The 24675-nt window shown below is 47.6% G+C and carries 22 protein-coding genes and 1 pseudogene; 9 read left to right on the top strand and 14 right to left on the bottom strand.

The window, feature by feature from the left end; all coding sequences use genetic code 11:
- Nucleotides 1-35: 35 nt before the first annotated feature.
- The 7 genes from MHB84_RS13870 to MHB84_RS13840 all read right to left on the bottom strand — a co-directional run bounded on the left by MHB84_RS13870 (nucleotide 36) and on the right by MHB84_RS13840 (nucleotide 7246).
- Nucleotides 36-1496, bottom strand: coding sequence for a carboxylesterase/lipase family protein (locus MHB84_RS13870; protein ID WP_076287291.1), 1461 nt, complete (start codon nucleotides 1494-1496; stop codon nucleotides 36-38).
- A gap of 349 nt (nucleotides 1497-1845) precedes the next feature.
- On the bottom strand, nucleotides 1846-2856 hold the full coding sequence (locus MHB84_RS13865) for a metallophosphoesterase family protein (protein WP_076287290.1): 1011 nt from the start codon (nucleotides 2854-2856) through the stop codon (nucleotides 1846-1848).
- Nucleotides 2856-3191, bottom strand: coding sequence for a DMT family transporter (locus MHB84_RS13860; RefSeq protein ID WP_076287289.1), 336 nt, complete (start codon nucleotides 3189-3191; stop codon nucleotides 2856-2858). Before MHB84_RS13860 ends, MHB84_RS13865 begins: the two co-directional genes overlap by 1 nt.
- Nucleotides 3188-3955: an HAD family hydrolase gene (locus tag MHB84_RS13855; RefSeq protein WP_076287288.1), complete on the bottom strand. Its 768-nt coding sequence runs from the start codon at nucleotides 3953-3955 to the stop codon at nucleotides 3188-3190. The genes MHB84_RS13860 and MHB84_RS13855 overlap by 4 nt, the downstream gene beginning before the upstream one ends.
- An 87-nt stretch (nucleotides 3956-4042) precedes the next feature.
- Nucleotides 4043-5422, bottom strand: a complete 1380-nt coding sequence (locus MHB84_RS13850; protein WP_076287287.1) for an ABC transporter substrate-binding protein — start codon at nucleotides 5420-5422, stop codon at nucleotides 4043-4045.
- A gap of 34 nt (nucleotides 5423-5456) precedes the next feature.
- A complete protein-coding gene (locus tag MHB84_RS13845) occupies nucleotides 5457-6371 on the bottom strand; it encodes a carbohydrate ABC transporter permease (protein WP_256716702.1) in 915 nt (304 codons plus the stop codon).
- Nucleotides 6371-7246 (bottom strand): carbohydrate ABC transporter permease, encoded by an 876-nt coding sequence (locus tag MHB84_RS13840; protein WP_063565861.1) that lies wholly within the window; start codon nucleotides 7244-7246, stop codon nucleotides 6371-6373. Before MHB84_RS13840 ends, MHB84_RS13845 begins: the two co-directional genes overlap by 1 nt.
- A 200-nt stretch (nucleotides 7247-7446) precedes the next feature.
- On the opposite strand from MHB84_RS13840, the gene MHB84_RS13835 reads away from it, so the two are divergent.
- Nucleotides 7447-8013, top strand: coding sequence for a GbsR/MarR family transcriptional regulator (locus tag MHB84_RS13835; protein ID WP_076287286.1), 567 nt, complete (start codon nucleotides 7447-7449; stop codon nucleotides 8011-8013).
- A gap of 177 nt (nucleotides 8014-8190) precedes the next feature.
- Here the strand turns inward: MHB84_RS13835 and MHB84_RS13830 are convergent, their stop codons facing one another.
- Together MHB84_RS13830 and MHB84_RS13825 are read right to left on the bottom strand one after the other, a co-directional pair.
- Complete coding sequence (locus MHB84_RS13830) at nucleotides 8191-11766, bottom strand: S-layer homology domain-containing protein (protein ID WP_341143046.1); 3576 nt, start codon at nucleotides 11764-11766, stop codon at nucleotides 8191-8193.
- Nucleotides 11767-12061: 295 nt separating this feature from the next.
- A complete protein-coding gene (locus MHB84_RS13825) occupies nucleotides 12062-12805 on the bottom strand; it encodes an SDR family oxidoreductase (protein WP_076287284.1) in 744 nt (247 codons plus the stop codon).
- Nucleotides 12806-13046: 241 nt separating this feature from the next.
- On the opposite strand from MHB84_RS13825, the gene MHB84_RS13820 reads away from it, so the two are divergent.
- Nucleotides 13047-13436, top strand: coding sequence for a winged helix-turn-helix transcriptional regulator (locus MHB84_RS13820; RefSeq protein ID WP_076287283.1), 390 nt, complete (start codon nucleotides 13047-13049; stop codon nucleotides 13434-13436).
- A gap of 117 nt (nucleotides 13437-13553) precedes the next feature.
- Nucleotides 13554-14600: a CdaR family transcriptional regulator gene (locus MHB84_RS13815; RefSeq protein ID WP_076287282.1), complete on the top strand. Its 1047-nt coding sequence runs from the start codon at nucleotides 13554-13556 to the stop codon at nucleotides 14598-14600.
- A gap of 106 nt (nucleotides 14601-14706) precedes the next feature.
- On the opposite strand, the gene MHB84_RS13810 is transcribed toward MHB84_RS13815, so the two are convergent.
- From MHB84_RS13810 to MHB84_RS13800, 3 genes are all read right to left on the bottom strand, one after another.
- Nucleotides 14707-15855, bottom strand: coding sequence for a glycerate kinase (locus tag MHB84_RS13810; RefSeq protein WP_076287281.1), 1149 nt, complete (start codon nucleotides 15853-15855; stop codon nucleotides 14707-14709).
- A gap of 23 nt (nucleotides 15856-15878) precedes the next feature.
- Nucleotides 15879-17174 (bottom strand): GntP family permease, encoded by a 1296-nt coding sequence (locus MHB84_RS13805; protein WP_076287280.1) that lies wholly within the window; start codon nucleotides 17172-17174, stop codon nucleotides 15879-15881.
- A 162-nt stretch (nucleotides 17175-17336) separates the two neighbouring features.
- The gene (locus tag MHB84_RS13800; protein ID WP_076287279.1) at nucleotides 17337-17771 is read right to left on the bottom strand and encodes an Lrp/AsnC family transcriptional regulator; all 435 of its coding nucleotides are present in this window, start codon (nucleotides 17769-17771) and stop codon (nucleotides 17337-17339) included.
- Between the two features lie 161 nt (nucleotides 17772-17932).
- Here MHB84_RS13800 and MHB84_RS13795 point away from each other — a divergent pair, with 161 nt between their 5' ends.
- Nucleotides 17933-18394 (top strand): VOC family protein, encoded by a 462-nt coding sequence (locus MHB84_RS13795; RefSeq protein WP_076287278.1) that lies wholly within the window; start codon nucleotides 17933-17935, stop codon nucleotides 18392-18394.
- Between the two features lie 129 nt (nucleotides 18395-18523).
- Here the strand turns inward: MHB84_RS13795 and MHB84_RS13790 are convergent, their stop codons facing one another.
- Nucleotides 18524-19063 (bottom strand): hypothetical protein, encoded by a 540-nt coding sequence (locus MHB84_RS13790; protein ID WP_076287277.1) that lies wholly within the window; start codon nucleotides 19061-19063, stop codon nucleotides 18524-18526.
- Nucleotides 19064-19159: 96 nt separating this feature from the next.
- On the opposite strand from MHB84_RS13790, the gene MHB84_RS13785 reads away from it, so the two are divergent.
- A complete protein-coding gene (locus tag MHB84_RS13785) occupies nucleotides 19160-20077 on the top strand; it encodes a phosphatidate cytidylyltransferase (RefSeq protein WP_076287276.1) in 918 nt (305 codons plus the stop codon).
- A 204-nt stretch (nucleotides 20078-20281) separates the two neighbouring features.
- Here MHB84_RS13785 and MHB84_RS13780 read toward each other — a convergent pair whose 3' ends face one another.
- Nucleotides 20282-20860 carry a hypothetical protein gene (locus tag MHB84_RS13780; protein ID WP_083678717.1) on the bottom strand — a complete coding sequence of 193 codons (579 nt, stop codon included), beginning with the start codon at nucleotides 20858-20860 and terminating at the stop codon, nucleotides 20282-20284.
- Nucleotides 20861-21090: 230 nt separating this feature from the next.
- Here MHB84_RS13780 and MHB84_RS13775 point away from each other — a divergent pair, with 230 nt between their 5' ends.
- The 4 genes and pseudogenes from MHB84_RS13775 (at nucleotide 21091) to MHB84_RS13760 (ending at nucleotide 24659) form a co-directional block, all read left to right on the top strand.
- On the top strand, nucleotides 21091-21966 hold the full coding sequence (locus tag MHB84_RS13775) for a DMT family transporter (RefSeq protein ID WP_076287275.1): 876 nt from the start codon (nucleotides 21091-21093) through the stop codon (nucleotides 21964-21966).
- A gap of 93 nt (nucleotides 21967-22059) precedes the next feature.
- The gene (locus tag MHB84_RS13770; protein WP_076287274.1) at nucleotides 22060-23109 is read left to right on the top strand and encodes a bifunctional transcriptional activator/DNA repair enzyme AdaA; all 1050 of its coding nucleotides are present in this window, start codon (nucleotides 22060-22062) and stop codon (nucleotides 23107-23109) included.
- Between the two features lie 31 nt (nucleotides 23110-23140).
- Nucleotides 23141-23945 (top strand): annotated as a pseudogene (locus tag MHB84_RS13765) (isocitrate lyase/PEP mutase family protein).
- Nucleotides 23946-24140: 195 nt separating this feature from the next.
- On the top strand, nucleotides 24141-24659 hold the full coding sequence (locus MHB84_RS13760) for a hypothetical protein (RefSeq protein ID WP_076287273.1): 519 nt from the start codon (nucleotides 24141-24143) through the stop codon (nucleotides 24657-24659).
- Nucleotides 24660-24675 lie beyond the last annotated feature (16 nt).

The raw sequence follows: 24675 nt of genomic DNA, 5'->3' as shown, positions 1-24675 counted from the left end.
TGTCTATGTTGAGATGAAGTCCAAACAGGGTCGAACTATAGCCCCAGCAGCTCACGTTTGGAAGCTTCCGGGTCATGGACCACCTCTACTTCATGATTGAATATCAGCGTAGCGCGATTATCTTCGTAGGCAGGCCAATCTACTCCCGATGTCTCAGGCTTGCCCTGCTTGGCAAACGAAATCCATGCATCCTGCACTTTACCCGCAAGTTTTACCGCGGCAGCATCCGGTGCGGCATTCATAAACTTCAATACAGGTAACGTATTAAAAGCAAAGAAGATATCGATGCTATGGATTGATTTATGCAGCAGTGGGTGCTCCGGCATCACCCAATCAAAGCGATACATCCATACAGGTGCATGTTTCTGCTGAGCTGCCGCATATTGCACAGCCGAGCGCCAGAAGAACAGATCCGTCATCACCTGGGCCTGGCCATCTGCAGTTTTGGGATAACTGGCCGCAATTGCTATCCGATTCTCCAGATCAGGTGTCATGAAATCAACAGCCTTCACCATGTTGATCTCTTCGGAGTAAGGCACCTGAGGTTGAATAAACAACGAGCCTTCATGCAAAGTGGTTCCGATCAGTACAGGGATATCCTGTGCCGCGCCCTCTTCTACCGCCTGAAGAGGCGACTTCGGAAGTGTAACTTCATCCAGTACGGGCTGGAACAACAGGGCCATCCCTGCACCGCTTTGTTGTTTAACCGTCTCGCCAGCAGCGATGATTTGCTCCACTGGAATGGTTTTGAGTTTGTGCAGGTCATCTGGTGTTACACCCAGAACCTTCAACATACCATCACGAATGGCTGAAGCCTGCTCTGCTGGCATGACTTGTGAGGCTCCACTTTGCATAATGGCACGATGGAACAATCCTTTGGCAGCTGGCATCGCCATCAAAGACGCAATACTCATGCTGCCCGCAGATTCCCCGAATACAGTGACGTTATGCGAATCACCGCCAAAAGCTTCGATGTTGTCCTGTACCCATTGCAGTGCAGCAATCTGATCCAGTAAACCCACATTGGATGCAAAACCCTCCCCAAGCGGAGCCAGATGCAAGAACCCTAGCGGCCCCAGACGATAGTTGATCGTCACGACGATAACGTCTCCCCGGAGAACAAGTTGTGTTCCATCGTACATGGGCTGGCTGCCAGCGCCTGAAACGAACGATCCGCCATGAATCCATACCATCACGGGAAGTGGATCATGGCTTTCTTTTTCAGGTGCCCAGATATTCAGGTAAAGACTATCTTCCGATTCCACCGGCGGCTGTCCGGATATGGCCTCGGTTTGGGGATTTCTTGGCTGTATATTTTCAGGGCCGAACTGCGTCGCCTCTCTGACTCCATCCCACGACTCGGGTGAGACCGGGACCTGGAAGCGTAATTCACCCACGGGTGGTGTAGCATAAGGAATGCCTTTCCATACACTCGCTCCATGCAGAAGCTCTCCTTGAACCGTTCCATATCTTGTATTCACTTGAAGTTCCCTCATGCGCATATACATCCTCTCTACTGATCGATAGTTCCAGTTTACGACTGGTATTGTTCAGATCTGGGTGTAACTTTGAGCTGATGAAATTCTGTCTCAAGGTTTGTTTAATAACGTACACAAAGAATAACCTTCTATTGCTTCAACGCCCTCTCGTATGTACTAGCTGGCGCGTTTCCACTATTTGAGTATAGATCTCCGCGATACCCATTTACAAGTTTGTCCAGATTCAAGTACCACTGCTACGTTTCACGTGGAACTTTTACAGCAATAATAAAGACTCCGCTTCAATTAACGAGCGAAGTCTTCTATTGTTGCCCTGCATATTTCATCAACTTACCCGATGTATGGATCAATTACCGCCGTTTACTTTTATCGGATAATGAACCGTATATTCTGCGCCTTCAATCCAGCTCCCGGTCACATGATTACGTCCCTTAACGACAACCCGATCACGGTATACATCGACATGCAAACTCTCACTTCCCTCCAGATGCTCGTCCTCATCCGTCCAGAGATAAGCTACAGAGGAAGCATTAAACATCGTTGGCAGCTGTCCGCCACCTTCGTAGATGGTATGCTTAGCCTCTAATTGCCAATGGGTGTGCCCAGAGAAGAGGATGACCTGCGGATAACGACTTAGCACAGCCTTTACTGCTGCGTCCTGACTCACGCCATACCAACCCTGTTCCTTCATGGAACCCGCGACTGTATCCATCAGTGGTTGATGGAGAAAAACAAAAATCGGCTGCTCCGGCAATGCTTGCTCCGACAGTTTCGTTTCCAGCCATTGCAGTTGATCTGCAGACATATCACAATCTTTCGGATGAGGCTGCTCCGTACCCAGGAAGATATAATGATATCCGTCGATCCAGTGGTCGTGATACGATCCGTTCATACCTGTGATTGCTGTAAAATCGCTCAACCGCTTCTGCCATAACTCTTCAATTGAGATGGAATTCTGGGGTTTCTCAATATTTTGAACCTTTATTTCGCCTACATCGTCTGAATGCCCCAACACCTCGCCTACCTCGTGCTGGTTCATTGTGGTCAAGTTCAGCGGCGGATCTCCCCATAGAATGGCTCCGATATCATGATTACCTACGGTGTAACGTATTTGAGGCAGTGATTCGCCCTGAGCCTCCAATATACGCTGCAACTCTTGGTATTCTTGTGGCAGTCCACGATCGGTCACATCGCCCACATGCATAATTCCGCTGCTGCCATGGCTATACGTTGCGATGTCTTCCAGCGCTTTCTCCAGATGACGGTTATGGATATGATCAGCCTGCTCTCTCACATGAGTGTCTGTGATGACCTGGAAGCTGATTATCGGTTGTTCGTGTTTATTTTCATTTCCCATCAGGAATCACTCCATTTCAGTCCAATAATGCCAATCAGAATAAAGCCCATCCAGACGATCGACATCGCCTTCAGACGTTCACCCAGAAAGTAATGTCCCACGATCCCAATCAATGTAATGCCTACGCCCGACCAGATGGCATAAGCAACACCCAGCGGCATATACTTCACAGCAAAATTCAACAGGGTGAAGCTCGCTCCATAACAGGCAAACATAAGAATGGAAGGCCATACGCGTGTAAAACCATCCGAGACCCTCATCAGAATCGTACCGCTGAGCTCCAATCCAATCGCTAGGGCAAGCAGTATCCATCCCGTATACGAATGACTCGTCATCGGTTTACCTCGACTTCCAGCAATTCATCAAACGAACGAACCGTAAGGTCCGCGAGCTTGATATGAGCAGGTTCACCGACAGCAATCTTCCAGGCAGCTCCGGCAGCACGAGCCATCTCCATATCACCATCCGTATCGCCGATCACGACAGCTCTTGCAGTAGGTACACCCAGACGCTCACACGCCAGCAACAACATGTCAGGAAACGGTTTTCCCCGTCCAACCTGATCCGTTCCTACAACTACGGTGAAAAAAGATTCAATCCCCATCCACTTCAAATGACTTAGCGCATTTTCTGTCTCATCCGCTGTGACGACGCCCATTTTCAGTCCTTTGCTGCGACACTGCTCAAGAAAGGCAAGGACGCCTGGGAGGGGCTGAGCAGGGCGCTCCTTATTCATTGCATATTCTGCCTGTAGCAAACATTCCCTCACAATAATTTTCGCTTCCGCCCAGCTTAATCCTGCACGATAGCCATGCCAAGTTAATACGGCGTAGACTTCCTCCATTGTTCCCATAGCAAGGGGGCCTCGCACATCATAACCGTTCATTCGTCCCTGCTCATCATGGAATGTTCCCCATATACGAGGAATCTCTGCTGCATTGAACTGAAGGCCACGGGCAGCAAGCTCTTCCCGGAAGTTCTCCATCACACGATCGGTCCAGAAGCCCCACATCGCTGTAAAATCAAGCAATGTCCCATCCTTGTCAAATAAAATAGCCTCAATTGGGGTAGAAAGGCTCCCCAGCATTAAATCGGGCATCGGTTACGCTCCTTGTCTGCTGAATTACTAAGTCAGAAAAGCGGCACATGACTGCACCGCTCCTCCAAGTTAAGCTTGTTTCCCTTGTTATTTCACGCGATCCAATTCTTTTTGAGCCTTTTCTTTGGCTTCCTTCAGCGCTTGTGCCGCTGGAATGTTATTAATCTGTACCTGATCTGCTGCATCCTTCAGTGCGTCATTGATTTTGCCTCCAGTCGGGTCCTGGAACGGAGCCGAAGCATGGGAAGCCTGCTGCAGTGGAACCTTGATTTGCGGGTTCTCTTCACTGAACGTTTTGAAAGCAGGATCTTCTTGAGCAGATTGACGAACTGCAATGTAACCTGTGTTCATGGACCAAGCTGCTGTATTCGCTGTTTCCGAGAAATACGTCAGCCACTTATAAGCTGCTTGCTGCTGTTCCGGACTTGCTTCGGCCGGGATACCAGCCATGATTGCACTCGCTACAGGTTTGCCTTGGCCTACACCTTCCCAGCCTGGCTGTTCCATAGCTGCAACGATGCTGAAATCCAGATCTCCCTGGTCACCGCTGGAACCGGTGTATCCGGCTGCTTTATTTTTCATCACATCATCAATGGTTTTGTACCAGTACTCCCAGCCTTGGCCGCCAAAATGAATACCCATGGTCTTGTCCTCATTAATCCACTTGCGGAACAGCTCCCACGTCTCTACCCATTCTGGTGAATCAATCGTTACGGTCTTGCCGTCATCACTCAGAATTTTCCCGCCTTTACCCAGCACGGCGTCGATCATATTATCGCTACCCCACATCGGCTCCCAGCCATAGAAGGTTGTCTTGCCATTCTCCTGCTTGCTCATCTTAGCTGCTGCTTCAGCAAGTGCCTCCCACGTGGTCAGAGTGGCAGAGTCGATATTATTATCTTTCAGCGCATCCATACGGTAATACATGATCTGAGTTGTTCCGTACATCGGTAAGAAATATTGCTTGCTGTCTACTTTTCCCTGCTCCAGGAAGGTTTGCACGTAATCTTCCTTGTTAAAGCTCTGATCGGCAGCGATCAGCTCATCCAGAGGTGCATAGTAGCCTTTGCGCGCCCAGTCGATATTGGAGCTTAGTACAGCGGCGGGTACTTTTTTCGACGCAATGGCTGCCTGCAGTTTTTGTTCCGTCTCCGTGTAATCTGCTTGTACAATCCCTTTCACAATAACTTCGTTCTGGGATGCATTGAAGGCGTCAATCGTCTTCTTCATGTTATCTCCCAGGTTACCACCCAGACCATACCAGAACTCAATCTCGACCGGACTACTTGATGCAGAATCAGCTCCATTCGCAGCAGCTGCATCTGAACCCATGCCTGTGCCGCTATCGGCAGAGGAACCACACGCGGTGATCAGGGCAAAACTCGCAGCCAGTACCAGCGACATGCCCCCTCTCCACCTGAGCTTTAATTTGTTCCGCCATTTCATACTCGCTTGACCCAATTTCATTTTGATTCCTCCTATATAAAGTATGTTGTGAAAATCAGTTCTTGTTCACACCGGCAGTAATATTCACACTCTGCATGATCGTTTTCTGGGTAAACAAGAAAAGGATAAGCAGCGGTGCGATGGTAAAAGCACTGGCAGCCATGATCTGCGGCCATGCTAGACCGTAGGCTCCACCTTCCACGAAAAAGCTGCGCAGACCTGCGGATACCAATTGTAGATTCGGGTCTTTGGTAATGAGCATCGGCCAGAAATAGTTGTTGTACTGGTCAATGAATGTAATCAACACCATCACGGCAAATGACGATCGAACCAGCGGCGTCATAATGGTCCACAGAATGCGGAAGTGCGACGCTCCATCCAACTGGCCGGCTTCCACCAACTCGTGGGATACCTGCATGAACGCCTGACGGATCAGGAAGATAGAGAACACACTGACACAGTTGGACACAATCAGTCCGGTGTAGGAATCCAGTAATTTAAGTTCGCTGAGCACCAAATAACTGGGCAAATAAACGGCGGTACTCGGAATCATGTAGCCTACCAGAATCAGTCCGGTGAGTACCCCTTTTATACGAAATCGCATATGGGTGAGTGCATAGGCCATCATGCTGGAGTTAATGACCTGGATCAGACAGATCGCAGCCGCTACCCCTGTACTATTCAGAATGTAACGGGCAAACGGAGCAGCTTGCCACGCATCCACATAATTGTTCCAACGGAACGTTTCGGGCCAGAAGGTTGGCGGGAACTGCCAGATCTCGTCATTCGTTTTGAAACCGCTAATGACCATCCAGTAGAACGGAAATGCCATCGTCAGACTCACCAGAGCAAGCAGCAGATAGCGAATTGCGGTAGCAAATCCTTTTCCTGCACGAGGGACCTTCCGTTTCTGCACTTCTTCACGACTATTATCTTTTCTTGTTTGGTTGGTTAAAGTGGTCATGTTCATTAGTAATGCACCAGGCGTCGACCGAGCAGGAAGGATACTCCCGACAGCAGAACGCAGATCAGAATAATAACGACGGCGATGGAAGAAGCCTCGCCCACATTGAAGGACTCAAATGCAGATTGATAATACATATAAAGCAGTGTTCTTGTTGATCCCGCCGGTCCCCCTTGCGTCATCACGTTAATCTGGTCATAAGCCTGAAGCGACTGGATCGTCAGGATGATGGACAGGAAGAACGTGGTAGGTGAAATCAACGGCAGTGTAATGCTTCGGAACTTGTCCCAACTGCCTGCCCCATCAATCGATGCCGCTTCAAGTAAATCGGATGGCAGATTACGCAATGCAACCAGGTAAAATACCATGGACCAGCCAATCGACTTCCACAGCGTGACGATGAGCACAGCTACCAGTGCCCAGTTCTGATCTTTCAGCCAGCCGATCGGGGATATGCCGACCCATCCAAGCAACAGGTTGGCTAGCCCCACTTCAGGCTCGAAAATCCAGGACCACGCAATGGAGACTGCGACAGTCGGGGTCACCCAAGGGGAGAATAGCAGGGTCCGGAACAGGCCGGAGGACTTAATCTTGCTGTTCATGAGCATGGCCAGCGCCAATCCACCCACAATCGTAGGCACTACACTTCCAAGACCGAACAACAGCGTAACTTTTAATGAACGGTAAAATTCAGAATTGGTTAGCAGATAGCTGTAGTTATCCAAACCGACGAATAATTTGTCAGGACTCATGAAGTCCCAATCCGTAAAACTCAGATATACAATGTATCCCAAAGGCCCCAGCCAGAAAATGAGTAATGGGATAAGGGCAGGAAGGGTGAAGAGAACCGCTTCTGTCTCCCTCCATAATTTCACACGCAATTTGCACACTCCTAATCGTCCAAATTTTATTTAATTTTTCTAAAAATCATGCCTTCAAACTCCCTTTAATCTCTTCTGTACAAAAATGATTGTATAATACATTTGAAAAAACTAATTCCGGGTTATGTTAAAATAACGCGAGGTCATGTAAAATATGAAAAGGAAACAGGGAGTCCCATCCATATACTAGAGGTGAGATTGTGGGAAAAGAAGCTGCCGAGGACCAGAACCATTCCTCGTTGTCCTATCGGCCCGAGCTGAGGGAGAAAGTCATTGACGCCATTGCCAATACCATGGATCTGTATGGAGTCAATCATTCATTTGGTCAACTGTATGGCATTATGTATTTTGAAGATCGCCCGATGACGCTGGAAGAGATGAAAACGTCCATGAACATGAGCAAAAGTAATATGAGTTATGCTGTACGTTCGCTTACCGAATCTCAGATGATCTATAAATTGGAGGAAAAGCGGGAACGTCAGGATCAGTATCTGGCCGAAACCAACTTTTTCCGTACGTTTCAGAACTTCTTCGGGGCCAAGCTTCAACGGGAAATCGACGTGATGCAGGAAAGCCTCCGGGAGGTCATTCCGCAGTTATCGGAGATTATTCTCGCCAGAACAACTCCGCCGGAGGAACGGGAAGACGCTTTGCGGGATTTGCATAAACTTCAGCATGCCGAGCAGTATTATGATTGGTTGCAGGGATTTGTAGACCAACTGCGGGATGGTGTTTTTTACAAAGACGCTCCACATGAAAGTGATTAATTACGCTAAGGAATCATATCCGCCTTATTATGAATAGCATTCACTCCGTTCGTTAAACTACAAAAGCCAGTTCAGCGAGCAACGATGTGCTTGCTGAGCTGGCTTTAAATAATTAAAAGGGGAGCCCCGCCATGTTTTCATGGTTGGGGCTCCCCTTTTGTTATAGATATGGTTATCTTATTTCTGCGCCGCAGCCTCAATGTCTGCATAAGCCCAGTGTGTTGCTGGTACGTCTGTAAAAGTTGGCGTAGTTACGCCTGTTGCCGGCGTACGTTTGAACAGTACATTTAGTACTTTCACTGCTTCAGCGCGGGTCAGTTTACTGTCCGGTTTAAATGTACCATCGTTATATCCGGTCATCAGGCCAGCAGATTGTACGTAAGCAATCGCATCGGAAGCCCAAAGGTCGGCGGACACATCTGTAAATCCAGCACCATCTGTTGCTTGTGTTGTGCTGCTTGATGCATCTGCGCTTTGTTGCTGTATCCAGCGGTATGCAATGGTCGCCATTTGTGCACGGGTAATTGAACCCTCTAGCACAAATTGAGTAGCGTTCATACCGTTCATGATGCCTGCGGATTGCGCTTTTTCAATATCGCTTGCTGCCCAATGAGTTGCAGATACATCGTCGTAGTTTACAACGTTCGCAGATGCAGTTCCCGCATCATCAGACAGATTACGAGCCAGCATCGCTGCCATTTGCGCACGGGTTACGAATTCATCCGGGCGGAAATCAGCACCAAATCCGTTGATATACGGGTTGTGCGAACCTTGGGAAGCTCTCAGCCCATCCACCACAACGAGCGTGAACGTGCTGAATTTGTTAACTGTAAACTCGATGCCTTCACTGGAATCGCTGAGTTTCACCAGTTTGCCTTGAATCAACTCTTTCGTACCGTCACTGTGTTCGATGTACACAGCCAGGTTGTCCAAAGCTTGCTGGCGGGCAGCAGGATCAGTTGGCAGACTGTCGCGCAGCGGCAATGTCAGTGTTACTTCATGGCTTTGCATATTGGTTTCGATTTCAACTGGACGAGCCAGTACTTTCACGTTTGAATTTGGAGTAATCTGTTGAATCAATCGCTCCTTCTTCGCACGTTCTTCCACTTCTTTACGCTCGGATTCCTTTTTCAACGGAACGACGCGGAAGTATAGATCCTGGTCGAATCCGGCAATCGACTTCGTTGGAACCGAGATAATAGCGTTCTCTGTGGAAATCTCAAGGTTAAGCCCACCATCATTCAGCTGTTTCACCGCTGCTTTTGGCAGTTCAATGCGTGTCTCAGATACAGCATCTTTGGCGTCAGGGATGACAATGCGTGCAGTGTTCATGTTTAATTGCTTCGCTTTTTCCACTGATTCCTTGGCAATCGCCTCAGACATTTTCACAAGGTCCTTGATCGTGCCGTCGACTTCGGTTGTACGTGTAATTGGCGTTTTGGTCAAATTGGTGCCATTCGCTCCGTTCACGTCCACAACGATTTGTTCCTGCTTCGTCGTCGGTGTAGTCGTTACAGGTGTAGTCGCTGACGATCCTCCACCTGTGTTTCCACCCGGGTTAGGGTTAGGTGTTGAACCATTTCCATTATTGCTATCGCCATTTGCCGTGAAGACAATCTTCACCGCGCGTCCTGGTAATAAGTCACTGATGGCTTTGTAACGAACCCATACCGTTTTGTCACCGCTAAAATCAAATTTCTGAATGGAAGCAACATCAATCCAGTTCAGTTTGCCGTTAAGAGAGATCTCCATCGTGTCATCCAAGCCAGTTATGGTGTTGTTGATATCATTTCCCGTTACATTAGGGGCCGTGAAAAATTGGTTGAATACATATTGTAAATTCCCAACATCCTCGTAGCGGTCTTGTTCATTAAGTACCCATTCGGCCAGTTCTTTCTTGCCTTCCGGGCTGAGATCAGCTCTCTTGGATAAATCAAGTTCACCTGTAAGATTGAATTTGTATTGGTCAAAGAAATTGTGTCCGTTAAACTGTTCATTCATAGTTGTCTCAAGCCACTGATCCATTTGATCTATAGTGGTGGCTTCCTCAAGAGGCTGGAAAGGCATTGATAGCAGTGCCAGCAGAAAGCGCGGATCTGCAATCTCTACTTGAGCCTGTTTTGCAATGCGTTCCAATCCCAATAAATGCAGGTACTTAAAAGCGAAAATTGGTTTGTTTACTTCGCTTAATTGTAGATGATGATCTCCAACTTGACGAAGCATATCTGTCTCAGGGTCTTTAAAATGATCGGGTCCTTCAGACAGTTTCTGCGCAAATAGGTCCAGCTTGTCCTGAAGTACGCCCAACCCTCTCTGCTCCCAGATCAACTGAGCTTGTACAGCAAGCTCAATCATATATTGAACTTGTTCCTTATTTTCATAGTTTCTTTTGATATTATCAATCAGGAATCCAGCCACATAGTCCTTGACATCCTTAGATAAAGAACCGTATTGATTTGGAAAAGTAATACCCAAATCAGGGTTCTCCATAGCCAGACGCATGGCGTCTATATCTTTGTTAACCCTTGCAGTATTTACGGCAGCCAACGGATCGCTTTCGTTATCATCATCATTGAAAAATTGATCAAATGCAGTCTGAATGGCTTCATAGCTGGCATACCCACCAAGCGGTCTTTGATTAAGCATATGATCAGCCAAATTCTCCTGCTCTTCGGTTGTAAGGTTATCCATTTTGCTGATACCCAGAGGAAAGCTCATCATCGGGTTTTCAGGATTCGCAGTGTTGTATGAGATACTCTCCTTCTCAAGGTCACGGAACTTCTCCAACGATTTCAACATTTCCTCAGTCGTGTTTGCACGATTAATGAATGGCGTTTTTTCTACAGCTGTGTCTGTATATTTCAAAACTCGAGAAATGGTCGGTGTTTTTTTGAGTCTAAGTTCGTACAGATAAGCAGTCGTTCGTTTATCAATCTCGGAGGCAGTGCTATATGCAGCAATGAGTGGATAGAAATTATCTTCAGCACTCGGATAATCAAAATGATTTATTCTTTCTGCTTGCTTACTATACAGGTCATTAAGTGCAACTAATGCATTCGGTCCATCGATTTGGCGAGTCACTTCAAGAGCTTTCAGAGCTAATTGCACCAAGAACTCAACTTGCCCCTTGTTCTCGTATCCATTGCTTGTTGGTGCCTCGATATCTAATAAGTATTTTGCAATAGCCTCCTGATCTTCTACAGGCAAAGATTCATAATCAGGCGTACCAATGAATTGCTTATTACGAAGCAACAAAATAACATCTTGGATAAAGTCATTGCTGTTACCCCGGTCTGCTTTCTTTTTGAGCTCGTTATACTGATCCAGCTCACTCAACTGCACAGTGAATTCAATGGATTGCATTTGATACGCAGCTTCCAAATATCGATCTTTAACAACGACATTGAAATAGTACGTATCGCCTTCGATTAGATTTGTAATTATTTTTGAATATGTACCATTTGTAGATTCTGAACCATTAATAGGATCACCGTAGGAATGTCCTGATGTTCCGCTAATTTGTTGCATGTCTGTAAGATCAGGAGCATTAGATATGTAAACCTGGTAATTTACATCAGGTGGTGTAGAAGATTGGGATCTTGCATACTCCCACTGAAGTTCTATTGAGTTCTCGTTCACATACTTTATCGTTAATAGACCATTGTTCCCTGGTACCGGATACGATGCCCCTGCACTTACCTTTCCTGCTGGTGCTGCTAACCATGGAGCTGCCAACACTAAAATGAGCAACATGCTAATTATTTTTCTGTATTGCATATACGCCTTCCTCCCTAATCTCACTTGTCGAAATATGGGCCTATTGTAGTACATAGCTCTGAACGAATTCTGAACATTCACTCCAATAAACGGAAAAAAATCCGGCCTGTAGGTGAAAAACAGGCCGGATTTCAAATATTTTTCGTCATTATTCATCATTTTTACTTCTGTATTTAATTATAGAGTCCTATATTCCATAAAATTCAAGATTCTTGTCACGTCGTCCCTGTACTCATCCCACCGCTCCTAGCACAACAAACAAGTAGACGCATCAAATCATCGTATAGCCGCCATCCACAAATAACGTACTGCCTGTCGTAAATGTATTTGTCATAAGATACGTAACTGTATGTGCAATCTCCTCATTGTAGCCCACACGCTTGAGCACAGACAGTTTCTCATAGTCTTTGAAATGTTCGCCGCGAGGTGTACCCTCCTGCCCCTCACGCCAGATGGTTCCGGGGGATACGACATTCACGCGAACAGGCGCCAGCTCCACTGCAAGTGCTTTGCCCAGACTTTCAATCGCTCCGTTACACGCTGCGTAAGAAGCGCCACCATCCAGTGGGCGTTGGCTGAAGCCACCCGACATTAACGTGATCGAACCCGAAGCCGATAGATATGGAGCTGCGTATTTGGCAGCAAAATACTGAGGCCAGAACTTGCCCTTGAAGCAGCTTTCGGCCGTCTCCCGATCTGAAGTTAACGGACCACGGGTGTATGCAGCTCCAGGGGTAAACAGGTGATCGAATTTGCCAACCTGAATGAAAAATTGCTCGATTTGCTGTTCATCCTGATTGTCCAACACATAAACTTCGATGGATAACGCTCCAGTCTTGCCTTCGCCTGCGACTTGCGCAATCTGCTCCCTTGCTTCCTCTAGCTTGTTCTCCGATCGTCCCGCGATAACTACATGTGCACCAGCCTCAGCAGCCTGCACGGCTGTTGCAAGTCCAATTCCAGAGCTTCCTCCTATAGTCACGACACGTTTATTCTCCAATGTAAATGGACTCATTCTGCATCTTCTCCTCGTAGCGCCAGAACTTTCGTTGTACCAGCGTTTGTTTTGTTCATTATTATTGAAAAGATTAGCGCTGAACAGTACGCAATTGGATCGTACCAGGTACGAAAATTCGTACTATTGGAACCAGATGACACAGTTATTCCTGCCCTATTCACATAGACAAAACAAGCGGAACGCGAAAAAATCAGGTATGATGGAGTTATATATAGTTGTTTAAATCGAGGTGAATACTATGGATTTGCAGGAGCCACGGTTACAAGGTGTTCTTGTTACGTTGGAAGCCATTAATGGAAAATGGAAACCACTCATCCTGTTTATTTTATTGAAGGAAGGCACGAAACGGTTTGGTGAACTAAGACGCATGATTCCTGATGTAGCGCAGGGCACGTTAACGAAACAGCTGCGCGAGCTGGAACAGGATCAGATTATTGTGCGCACTCTCTATGGCGATGTTCCACCGAAGGTCGAGTACAGACTGTCCGAACACGGGCAGACGATTGGTACGCTGTTGGATGGCATGTGCGGCTGGGGCAAGGCGCATCTGGAATACTTGAACGGAAATCAGCAGATGATTAATGCAGAGAAATTAGCCGGGGAATCCCATAACGAGGCAAAAGCTTAATAAAAAAACAACAAGGTAGCCCTCTTAGCCTTTTACCATTTAGGAAACAAACTTGTTTAAGACAAGCACGTCAGCTATACTTTCGTTCAGATGCACAACGGGAGAGGGGGATATGTAATGTTGCAACTTTCGGAAAAACAGGCACAGGATATTGTCGATAAAATGATGCAGGACATTCCGTACAACATCAACATCATGAATGAGCAGGGCATTATCATTGGAAGCGGACAGAAGGAACGCGTAGGCACGATTCACCAGGGAGCGGTCCGTGCCCTGACCACCGGAGACCGCGTCGAAGTCTGGCAGGATGGCAGACTGGAAAAGATGGGCACCAACGAACCGATTCGGATCAATCATCAGTATGTCGGTGTCATCGGCATTTCCGGGCATCCGGATGAAGTCCGTCCGTTCTGCAACATTGTGCGCACAACCGTATCTCTCCTGATCGAACAACGTAATCAATTGGAAAGTCTGGCCCATGAAGCTTCTCGGAAAAAAGCCTTTCTGGAACGGTTGCTTGCCCACTCGGGTTCCTATTCGCAGAAGATCCGGCGGGAAGCGGCGCAATACCATATCGATCTGCAGCTGCCAACGGTTCTTCTATACATTCGCTTTCCCCATGAAGCCCCTGATTTTGGCACGGAGACAAGCCGGGTATTCCTACAGCTTCCCTCGTTCTCAATGGAGGAGGATGGCCACGTGCAGCTTATTCTGATCCAGAGCGAATCGGACGTTGATTCGATAATCCAGCTTGTACATCAGGAACAACCTCAAGCCTTCATCTCTGTTAGTAGGCGTGACGCCAGTATTGCCATCTGTTACGAACAAGCGAGATCTGCAATGAACATCTTGCTCGCGCTTCGACCTGCGGCACCATTGATCCGTTATGATGATGTGCAGTTTCTGGTGCGCTTCAGCACGGCCAACCTAGTTCGCCATAACAACGTCGTCAGTAAACTGGAGGACACAGCCGATCTGCTTGACACGCTTCGCAGTTTCATTCATCACAATGGCAGCATGTCAACGACTGCAGAGGATCTCAACATCCACCGCAATACACTGCAATATCGGCTCAAACGGATCCAAACCCTTACAGGCAAAGACCCGCGCAATTGGCTGGAGCTCATTGAACTTACGCACGGACTACTCGCGTCTTATCAGTAGAGTCCACAACAAAAAAAGACTGAACCGGAATGCCCTGTCCCTTGTGGACGTCCCTACGTTCAGTCTCTTTATACTCTTCGAACCCCACTAACCGAACCACAGAATGTTAAGAAATCAGACCCAATTTCAGCACTCTCGCAATATTCTCGGTTGTACGCTCCACATTCTCTGGGCCTTCGCGCAGAAGTCGTTCCAGATCAGCCGCCCCCGGCACAATACCAAACACCGCGTCAATACCTTCAGTGTACAACGTATCTATCCCTTCACCAACGTAACCTGCAATGGCGATAACTGGCTTACCCGCTTCCTTTGCAGCACGCGCTACACCGTAAGGTGTCTTGCCAAATTTCGTTTGAAAATCAATGCCGCCTTCGCCCGTAAACACCACATCCGCATGTACCAGCTTGTCACGCAATCCAGTGTATTCAATGACAATTTCAATGCCTTTGCGCAACACAGCCTGTGTAAAAATCAAAAGCCCTGCGCCCAAACCACCTGCCGCACCAGCACCCGGCACATCACGTATATCCTTGTGTAGCTGCTGCTTCACCACATCTGCATAATGGGAAAGATTAGCATCCAGCACCTGCACCATCTCCGGTGTAGCTCCCTTCTGCGGTCCAAACACCCGTGAGGCGCCATGCTCTCCGCATAACGGATTCGTTACATCACAGGCGACAATGAACTCCACATCCTGCAATCGTTCATCCAGCCCAGTCACATCGATATGCGCCAGTTGATCAAGTTCGCCGCCTCCACGTGCAAGTGGCTGTCCGTTTGCATCCAGAAACGTTGCACCAAGCGCTTCGGCCATGCCTGTACCCCCATCGTTGGTCGCACTTCCACCAATTCCGATAATGATTTTACGAATACCCTGATCCAGACACGCCCGAATCAGCTCTCCCGTGCCATAGGTTGACGTGCGAAGCGGGTTCCGGGTTTCCTTGGTCACCAGATGAATGCCGCTCGCCGATGCCATCTCAATCGCCGCCGTTAACCCATCGCCCAGAATGCCATACTGCGCTGATACAGGCTGCCCTAGTGGCCCGCTCACCTCTCTCTGGTGAATTACGCCGCCAGAAGCATCCACCAGCGACTGCACGGTGCCTTCGCCTCCGTCAGCCATCGGTACATGAATATAGTTGGCGGTTGGATAAATTTTACGCAATCCTTTTTCCATGGCCACACATACTTCTTTCGCTGTCATGCTCTCTTTAAATGAATCCGGCGCCAGTACAAATGTCGTCTCTCTCATCTTCTCCCACCCCATCCGTGTTATTAAAGGATAAATCCGTAAATTAACGTCGCTACAATCGCCATCGTTCCACCCACGATTGCTTCATAAGGAATAACGCCCATCCGCTGCTTGATTGTCATCTTCATGCTGTCAGCAGAGACGTGGAAGTAATTTCCCTGTGGCAGGGAATCGATAACTGTCGCACCCGTGTGCACCATAACCGCCGCTGCGAGCGGAGCGGTTCCCATGTTCAGAATTGCATCTCCGAATGAACCGGTGGCAAGGATAACTCCTGTCGAGGTGGAAGCCGTCGCTGCCGCCATCAGAATACCAGCAATCGGCGCCAGAAAGGTACCGGATATCCCGGACGCTTCAATAAGACTAACCACCTGACCAGACAGATCGGATGCAGAGATCAGTCCCGCGATGCCCCCGGCTCCGATCAGAATAAGCACGGTGGCAGTCATTTTATTCAATCCGGATGTCGTGTATTTCACAATGTTTTTGCCCTGACCCATCGCCAGCATGCCGATAATACCCGCAATCGGGAGAATATACATCGCATCCACTTTGAATGTGGATAGTGCTGTGATACCTGTAATGGAGCCGATTGGATTAATCATCAGCAGGATGATCGCAACCAACGGTGCCACAATCGCTTTTCTCAGTGGTGGATACTGTGAAGTGTCCACTTCACCCTGCTCTGCTTCCTGATCGGTTACCATTACACCTTTGTTTCTAAGCATTGAAGCTACGATAACGGTTACAATTAATCCGCAGATGGCTGGAATCACGCCTGCCAGCATGACATTGCTGAGATCCAGATTGAACCCCCGTGCTGCAGCGATCGTATTCGGATTCGGGGATATAATATTCCCCGCCTTGCCTCCACCGGATAAAGCAAGCAAAAGGGCCAGCTTGGATATACCCATTTTGTTACCAACAGACAGCGCAATTGGCGCTACGATCAGGACGGCCACGGGAATAAATACCCCAACGGCTGTAATAATCATCGTTGCCAGTGCCAAAGCCAGAATGGCCTTACTGCCGCCAAACTTTCGTACGATGGCCTGGGCGATTGTCTCTGCTGCCCCCGACTCCATCATGACTCCAGCTAATACCCCAGCAGCCAGTACACGAAGCACGGTGCCCATGACACTTTGAGTGCCGTTCACTAGTATATTTACAGTCTCTTCTAGATTAGCTCCGCCAATTAAAGCGCCTACAATTGCGCCCAGAAATAAAGAGTAGACCGGATTAAGCTTCTTCAGAATCAGTATAATCGCAATTGCAAGTCCTGCCAGCGCGCCGATCCAGCTAATTGTTAAAGGTTCCATTGTTCATTGCCCCCCATGCACTTGTTGAACACGCTTTCATTATAGTTGCTGGTGAGCCAAATAAATATTGATGATCAGACGAAATTCATTGTGCATATGCACAACGAATAGTGGCAAGACCGAATATTCTGCCACCATTACACTAACGTGAATCGCTGCTTCCTAGAGCAGCACACGGTGTTCCATTATATTTTTCATACTGATATGGGATTTGGATGGACCAAGCTTCATAAGCGAGTCTTGGAACTCAGCAAGCTCTTCAATGGTTGCCGTCTGAACCTTGATCAGATAATTGTACTCACCGCTAATCCGATATAGATCCGTGACCTCAATAGCCTGTTCACAGAAGTGAACGAATTCCTCACAATGCTCTGTTTTGAGTAAAATAAAAGTCGTTGTCCCACGATTTAGTTTGGCCAGATCATAGATGGTTGAATATCCCGATATGACCCCATTTTCCTCCAGTTTGAGGATTCTTTCCTTGACCGAAGGTTGGGACATGTTCACCTCTTTGCTAATCTGTACAATTGGCATGCGTGCATGGTGCTGCAGCAGTCGCATAATTTGATGGTCGATCTCATCTATAACATAACCCATTTGTAGACCCTCCTGAGCATCAGGCTAATTTAATAAGCTTTTTGAGATAAAAGAGCTCATAAATTGCAACTCTCACCCCATTATATCCTTTGATATCGCATGGTTCCAATGCAGCGTTCCCTTTATACTTTAGAAAACAATCTGTAGAAGGAGTGATGAGCATGAGTGTAAACGGACTTGCTCACGTAGCCATTCAAGCACGTAATTATGAGGATACCCTCTCATTCTATACCGATGTATTAGGATTTAAAGTTGGTCACTCCTGGAGTCTGCCCGCCTTTCAAATTACCGAGGCGTGCATGCTGATCTCACCGGATCAACGCACCTGCATTGAACTGTTTGACCCCGGAGCCGTAATCGCGGCCGAAGGCGAACCAGCAGACTCTCCGGAAGCAGTGAAGCATGGGGCATTGCTGCATTTCGCCTTTTACGTAGACCATGTGGAAGAGATCTACGAGCGAGCGCTTGCTCATGGTGCTAAACCTTATATTCAACCCGATTGGATCTCACTTGGTGAACCCCCGCTTCAAGTTCGAAATGCGGTTGTGCATAGCCCGAATGGTGAAGTGATCGAATTCCTCGAAGAGGTTGATTTTGACCGTTCCTCTATATCATCTATCTAGCGTCATGCAAACCGAACAGCCTGTGGCCCGGATATCCGTGGCGGCAGGCTGTTTTATACTATGTTATTTGAGCAATAGGACAGCGAGCGTATGGGCATAAGACATACTCCTTGCCCTCATTCCCTCTCTTCAATCCGGCGTATAATCGCTTAACTTCCCTTCATACACCAGCTGCAGTTGTTCACTTTGGCGAAAATCATCCGGGGTCACCAGCGCAGGCAGCTTGTTCCACAGCTTGATGCCTGAACGTTGCAGAATCTCGGCAACAAATTGCGAGCAAAAGTAGGAGTTGCTGAACTCTACTGGCTCCTTCAACGTAATGCCAATCACACCAAGCAGATTGTACATATATTTCTGGCGGCTGCGAATGAAGATGTGCAGCACTCGTTTCATTTTTTCCACTTCACGCTCCGTCACCTGAAGCTCATAAATCACACATGTGGTATTTGGATACTTACTGTATGTACCTGTCTGAATATCTTCCTTCACGAACCCGCCGTTCAGCGGATTGCTGGGATGCTTGCGCCCAAAGCTGTACAGCTCGGACAATTCCCGGTCAAATGAGATGGAGGCATGATTGTATGGTGCTCTGGTGTAACTCTGAATGACTTTGGTAAACAACGTTCCCGTATTCGTAAGTAGGATATAGATGGAGCGTGGTTCTGTCATAACGAAATTTCCCCTTATCAAGTTGGTACTATTCCTTCATAATAACATAGGTACCCTATATTGGAATCTTATTTCTGGATAAGCAGGTGATTGTACTTGGGTAGTTCACTCTTTACCTTAACACTGATTTTTATTGCTTTATTGGTCATACATATCGTGTACAAAATCATTACGAGGCTTCAGCCGGACAAGGATTATTCGGGCATTGGCAACAAAATCAAAACCTGGTGGGGCATGTTTGTCATCTTTTGTCTCGCCACCCTCTTCAATCCGATTGTCTCCCTGATCTCCCTCATGGTACTTACCTTTTTCGCGCTGAAAGAGTACTTCTCCATGATCCGTAGCACCCGCAAAGCTGATCGCAGGTTGTTTCTATGGGCGTATCTGGCGATTCCGGTACAGTTCTACTGGATCTATATTGGATGGTATGGGATGTTTATCGTGTTTATTCCGCTCTATGTCTTCCTGGTGTTACCCCTGCCACGTCTAATTAATAAGGGCACGGTTGGTTTCCTGCGCAGTGTTAGCTCGACGCAATGGGGTTTGATGCTAATGGTATTTGGACTTAGTCATCTGGCCTACTTCCCGTTCGCAACACCGGAATATGGTTCAAAGCTGGTCCTGTTCCTGGTCGTGTTAACCCAACTGAATGATGTGGTGCATTATCTGGCCTCGCTCTATCTGGGCAAACGAAAAGTGGTGCCCACGGCCAATCCTTTTTTGACATGGGAAGGGTTCGCCTGTGCATTCGTTGTAACCACCACCGCCTCTTATTTCATTCACCCTTACCTGACTCCGTTTGATGCACGTTTCGCGCTTTTCATCGGTGTGTTAATCGCTCTGGCTGGGTTCTTCGGAAGTCTGACGGTTTCTGTTCTGAAGCGGGATTTGTTAATTGGGGATGACAATAAGTTCGATGCGCTGAAAAAAAGCTACCTGAGCCGGGTCGACAGCCTGACGTACACCTCTCCAGTCATGTTCCACGTGGTGCGTTATTTCTTCGACTTTATGTAGGAACAGCAGTATCTGTTACAGATACGAGGTGCGGAAACGCTCAGTCGATAGAACAAAGTGAGAGCTCGCGTCATCAATAAAAAGCAGCCTTTACGGCTGCTTTTACTCATTTATGGGAGAAATGAAGGCATACGTATAATGTGCCTATTTCATTTTCCATTTTGAATTAACAGAAAGCACCGAACACGGCTATGATATGCCTGATTATTTTAATTTAATTTCCTTCTCCGAGGTCACTTCTTTCCCCTCTTCATTGGTAAACACAAACGTCGCTTTGCCGCGTTCACCCTTCATCTCATCCGAATAGATAAATCCGGAGAATTGCCCGTCACCACTGATATAAAATCCTTCTTTCCCATTCGCGCCATGCTCGATCGCTTCCTTGTAGGAATTCACAATCGTTACCGTGTTGGACGTCCAGCGCATCTCGGATAAAGCATAGCCCTCAGGAATTTGTTTTATCGCAAAATCAAAGCTATTACCCTCGGACGGCTTATCCGTCTGGTCAATGACGATCATGACCTGTCCTTCCGCATCAGCGGATTCCGATTGGGCCGTAGGCTTGCCTTCATTCCCACTTTCATTCGCCTGATTATTGTTATTCTTCGCCTCCATATTGGGAACGGAACTATTTCCCGCTTCCTCTATGGGCTGCTTTGATTGTGGATAGGCGTGTTCCTGTACGGATTCGTTGTTATTTTTCGCCCCACATGCGCTGGTCAACAGCAGAATACATAGAGCAGACACCCAGAGAATAGATTTATTTTTTTTATTTTTCATCATTGGAACTCCCTCCATTGATCTAAAGTAACAAGCACGATGCATTCATCCAAAGAGAACTTTCCAATCAGCACCTTCTATAGTAATTACTACACCATATCGTCTCACATTAAGCTCCATATTATGTAAATGAGTACTAAATTCAATTCGTTAATACACTTCGATGAACCCTGAAATGTTGACGTGTTACCCTGAAAGAGTTAAAAAATAAGCTATATGAGGGAGGAAAAAGGTTGAATCGCTTTGCTTTTATGATGCTTGTTATACTCGCTACTTCGCTTATGGGTTCATCCTTTGCTGTGGGCAAAATCGGACTGGCTTATATCTCACCCATACTGCTGGTTGGCATTCGATTTACGCTCGCTGGAGGACTAATGGCGCTGTGGGTACGAAATAAAAACCTTCCCGTAACCTCGCCTGACTGGCTCCGGTTGTTCGTCATCGGTCTGTTCCAGACGACGGGCGTGATGGCCTGCATTTTCCTGAGTATGCGCACCATACCTTCCGGGCAGACGTCCATTCTCACGTTTACAAATCCGCTATTGGTGGTTCTTCTCGGAAGTATATTTCTTGGTTTGAAATATCGGGCATACCAGTGGTTTGGGGTGCTCATCGGTATAACGGGGGTGTTCATCACGCTTGGATTCCATCTTCAATTCTCCGGAGGAACGTTACTGGGTGTGGGTTCTGCCTTGTCCTGGGCAATCGCTACTCTCTTGGTCAAACAATGGGGCTCACGCTTCAGCACATGGGTGCTAACGGCATATCAGATGTTATTCGGCGGATTAACACTGTTATTGCTCAGTTTTACCATGGAATCAACCAAACTCATTCTGAACACCACATCCATAGGGGTGATTCTGTATCTGGCGATCCTCGGTTCTATTGTGCAGTTTGCTACGTGGTTTTACCTGTTAAGCAAGGGCGATCCGGGCAAGACAAGTGCGTTTTTGTTTCTTGCTCCCTTCTTCGGTGTCTTATCAGGTTGGCTACTTCTGGGCGAAGTCATTCGGGATTACGTTTATATGGGCGGGCTATGCATATTCCTGGGGATCTTTCTGGTACACTGGACTGGACGAGCAAATAATAAGGACGTATTGATAAAATAAAATATTCATGCCTGAATTTCGGCGATGCCCAGTGCATCGTTTTTTTATAATATCAACAAGTATAAACTTTACTGATATAAGGACGTGCGCCCAATGATTTCTGCTGAACTGAAAGAACAATACTATGAGGCTCTTGTGGCTAAGGATTCGGAATACGAAGGTTTATTCTATGTAGGCGTCAAGACGACGGGTGTTTTCTGCCGGCCTACATGCCCCGCGCGGAAGCCCAAGTTCGAAAACTGCGAATTCTATGAGACGGCTCAGCAGGCTTTACTTGCTTCGTATCGTCCTTGCCAGCGCTGCCGCCCGTTGTCTCATCCCAATCAGGTATCTGATGTGGTACGCGTATTGGTGGAAGCCGTGGAGAACCATCCGGAGAAACGCTGGAAAGGCCAGGACTTCAAGGCATTATCTATCGACGAATCGACGGCCAGACGTCAGTTCAAGAAGCGATTTGGCATGACCTTTGTGGAGTATGCCCGTGCCCGTCGTATGGGACTGGCCCTGAAAAATATTCGCTCCGGTCGAACGGTCATTGATGCCCAGCTGTCCACCGGTTACGAGTCCGGCAGCGGGTTCCGGGATGCCTTCTCGCGAATCATGGGCGCAGCGCCCACACAAGTAGATGAACAAAATGTCTTGAAGGCGTCCTGGATCGACACACGTCTTGGACCCATGATGGCTGTAGCCGATGAGAAGGCGCTATATCTGCTCGAATTCGTGGATCGCAGAGGTCTGGAGTGTGAGGTAGAACGTTTGCGCAAACGAACGAAGTCAGCCATTGTACCTGGAGTAACAGAACCGATTCGTTCCATTGAACGGGAACTTGCGCAGTATTTTGAGGGCACGCTAACTGTATTCCATACCCCGTTGTTCTGGTTAGGAACACCATTCCAGAAGAGTGTATGGGAGCAATTGATTGCGATCCCACCGGGCGAGACGAGGTCATATCAAGATATCGCGAATGCACTGGGTAAACCTACAGCATGTCGGGCGGTAGCACAGGCCAATGGAGCCAATCAGCTGGCCATTGTTATTCCATGTCACCGTGTGATCAATGCCAGTGGAGAACTGGGAGGATACGGAGGAGGCCTGACACGCAAAAACTGGCTTTTAACCCACGAGAAGCAGGCTCCTGAATAACTCAAGAGATATGAAATGAACGGCATGTGGTATGAAGAGGATTAGCTATGTAACGGAGGAGATAAGTCTTATGAGTACGCAACAAGAAAAAGCGGCGATGTTCCACCAATCCCATACGAAAGGCAATCCCTTGATTCTGGTCAATGTCTGGGATGCCGGGAGTGCACTCGCCATCCAATCTGCTGGAGTAGCAGCAATCGCTACTGGAAGCTGGTCTGTATCTGCTGCCCACGGTGGGAGAGGCGATGCCATTCCAGCTGGTACTGGACAATCTGGCCCGGATTACAGCGAGCGTGGATTTGCCTGTTACGATCGATATTGAGGGAGGGTATGGCAGGTTTGCGTCAGAAGTGAAGGGAAATGTGAGCCAAGTGATCCATCACGGTGCGGTAGGAATTAATATTGAGGATCAGCTCCCTTCTGGCGCAGGACTGTACGCTGTGGAGGAGCAATGTCTGAGACTGTCGGCTGCCCGAGAAGCCGCGGAGCAGGCAGGCATTCCGCTGTTCATTAACGCCCGCACAGATATCTTTTTGCAAAATGCACCTGAACGACACAATCACGCACTCCTGGAAGAAGCACTTATTCGCTCCAAGGCATATGCAGAAGCAGGCGCCAGTGGTCTGTTCGTTCCAGGCTTACAGAATCAACAACTGATTCAGGAATTGTGTGAATGTTCGTCGCTTCCGGTCAACGTGATGGTTACATCCCATGAGCCTTCACCGAAACAACTTGCTGGGCTGGGTGTGGCACGCGTAAGCTATGGGCCTTATCCTTATCTGCAAGCAATGGAATACCTGAAAGAACTGGGACAAAGTATTCTATCTGGAAACTAACACAAAGGCGTGCTTCTCATTTTTCACCAGAGGGAAGCGTACTTTTTCACGATATTCAATTAATGCTACTATTATAAGCGATCATCTATGATGTGAATCCTCAAACAGGTGCTAGACTGCGCCTGTTTTTTGATGCTTATCTTTTCACCTATGTATGTTATAATCACCACTACCCAACACTAACAGGAGGAAAATATGCTTAACGTTGAACAAAAGCTTGAAGTGCTACAATCGTATCCCCAACTGCAACGCAAAGATGTTTCTCTCGGTCGTGTTAATTTCCACTACGAAGAAAGTGCGTATGATAAAAAGATTGTTGCTCTCCATATTCACCCTAACGGTAACGGTTATATCTATGCAGGGCTACTGCCCAACTATGAGACCGATGCTAAAGGATTCGTCAATATTCGTGATTACTCCGAAGAAGATCTACGCACATTATTAGATGAGACAATCAAAGCGATGTCTCACAATCCCAACGCAGTTGAATTCGAGGTGCCAGAACAAGTAAAAACTGCTGCTCCTGCATTGGCTACAACCTCTACAGGTGGCGGAACATGGGTCGATGAAGATGGACATACGCTGACTTTAAAATATGAAGATGACATGTGGTATGTGTATTCCGGTGTTAATCTGGATATGGCTTTCGAAACACGTAGCGAAGCTGGCGAGTATCTCAAAGAAGAAGGATTCAAACCACAAGCTCAAGCCTAACTTATACAAAAAAACA

The organism is Paenibacillus sp. FSL F4-0087, from assembly GCF_038020215.1.
GTDB lineage: Bacteria > Bacillota > Bacilli > Paenibacillales > Paenibacillaceae > Paenibacillus > Paenibacillus taichungensis.
The sequence above is the reverse complement of the archived record's forward strand: the minus strand, read 5'-3'. Positions and strand labels throughout refer to the sequence as shown.

Excerpts from the sequence above, each read along its gene's own strand:
- MHB84_RS13820 (WP_076287283.1), top strand. The coding sequence starts at position 13,047 with ATGGATTTGCAGGAGCCACGGTTACAAGGTGTTCTTGTTACGTTGGAA.
- MHB84_RS13790 (WP_076287277.1), bottom strand. The coding sequence starts at position 19,063 with ATGACAGAACCACGCTCCATCTATATCCTACTTACGAATACGGGAACG.
- MHB84_RS13770 (WP_076287274.1), top strand. The coding sequence starts at position 22,060 with ATGATTTCTGCTGAACTGAAAGAACAATACTATGAGGCTCTTGTGGCT.
- MHB84_RS13850 (WP_076287287.1), bottom strand. The coding sequence starts at position 5,422 with ATGAAATTGGGTCAAGCGAGTATGAAATGGCGGAACAAATTAAAGCTC.
- MHB84_RS13780 (WP_083678717.1), bottom strand. The coding sequence starts at position 20,860 with ATGATGAAAAATAAAAAAAATAAATCTATTCTCTGGGTGTCTGCTCTA.
- MHB84_RS13805 (WP_076287280.1), bottom strand. The coding sequence starts at position 17,174 with ATGGAACCTTTAACAATTAGCTGGATCGGCGCGCTGGCAGGACTTGCA.
- MHB84_RS13860 (WP_076287289.1), bottom strand. The coding sequence starts at position 3,191 with ATGACGAGTCATTCGTATACGGGATGGATACTGCTTGCCCTAGCGATT.
- MHB84_RS13800 (WP_076287279.1), bottom strand. The coding sequence starts at position 17,771 with ATGGGTTATGTTATAGATGAGATCGACCATCAAATTATGCGACTGCTG.
- MHB84_RS13825 (WP_076287284.1), bottom strand. The coding sequence starts at position 12,805 with ATGAGTCCATTTACATTGGAGAATAAACGTGTCGTGACTATAGGAGGA.
- MHB84_RS13855 (WP_076287288.1), bottom strand. The coding sequence starts at position 3,955 with ATGCCCGATTTAATGCTGGGGAGCCTTTCTACCCCAATTGAGGCTATT.
- MHB84_RS13830 (WP_341143046.1), bottom strand. The coding sequence starts at position 11,766 with ATGTTGCTCATTTTAGTGTTGGCAGCTCCATGGTTAGCAGCACCAGCA.
- MHB84_RS13795 (WP_076287278.1), top strand. The coding sequence starts at position 17,933 with ATGAGTGTAAACGGACTTGCTCACGTAGCCATTCAAGCACGTAATTAT.
- MHB84_RS13870 (WP_076287291.1), bottom strand. The coding sequence starts at position 1,496 with ATGAGGGAACTTCAAGTGAATACAAGATATGGAACGGTTCAAGGAGAG.
- MHB84_RS13815 (WP_076287282.1), top strand. The coding sequence starts at position 13,554 with ATGTTGCAACTTTCGGAAAAACAGGCACAGGATATTGTCGATAAAATG.
- MHB84_RS13760 (WP_076287273.1), top strand. The coding sequence starts at position 24,141 with ATGCTTAACGTTGAACAAAAGCTTGAAGTGCTACAATCGTATCCCCAA.
- MHB84_RS13865 (WP_076287290.1), bottom strand. The coding sequence starts at position 2,856 with ATGGGAAATGAAAATAAACACGAACAACCGATAATCAGCTTCCAGGTC.
- MHB84_RS13845 (WP_256716702.1), bottom strand. The coding sequence starts at position 6,371 with ATGAACATGACCACTTTAACCAACCAAACAAGAAAAGATAATAGTCGT.
- MHB84_RS13810 (WP_076287281.1), bottom strand. The coding sequence starts at position 15,855 with ATGAGAGAGACGACATTTGTACTGGCGCCGGATTCATTTAAAGAGAGC.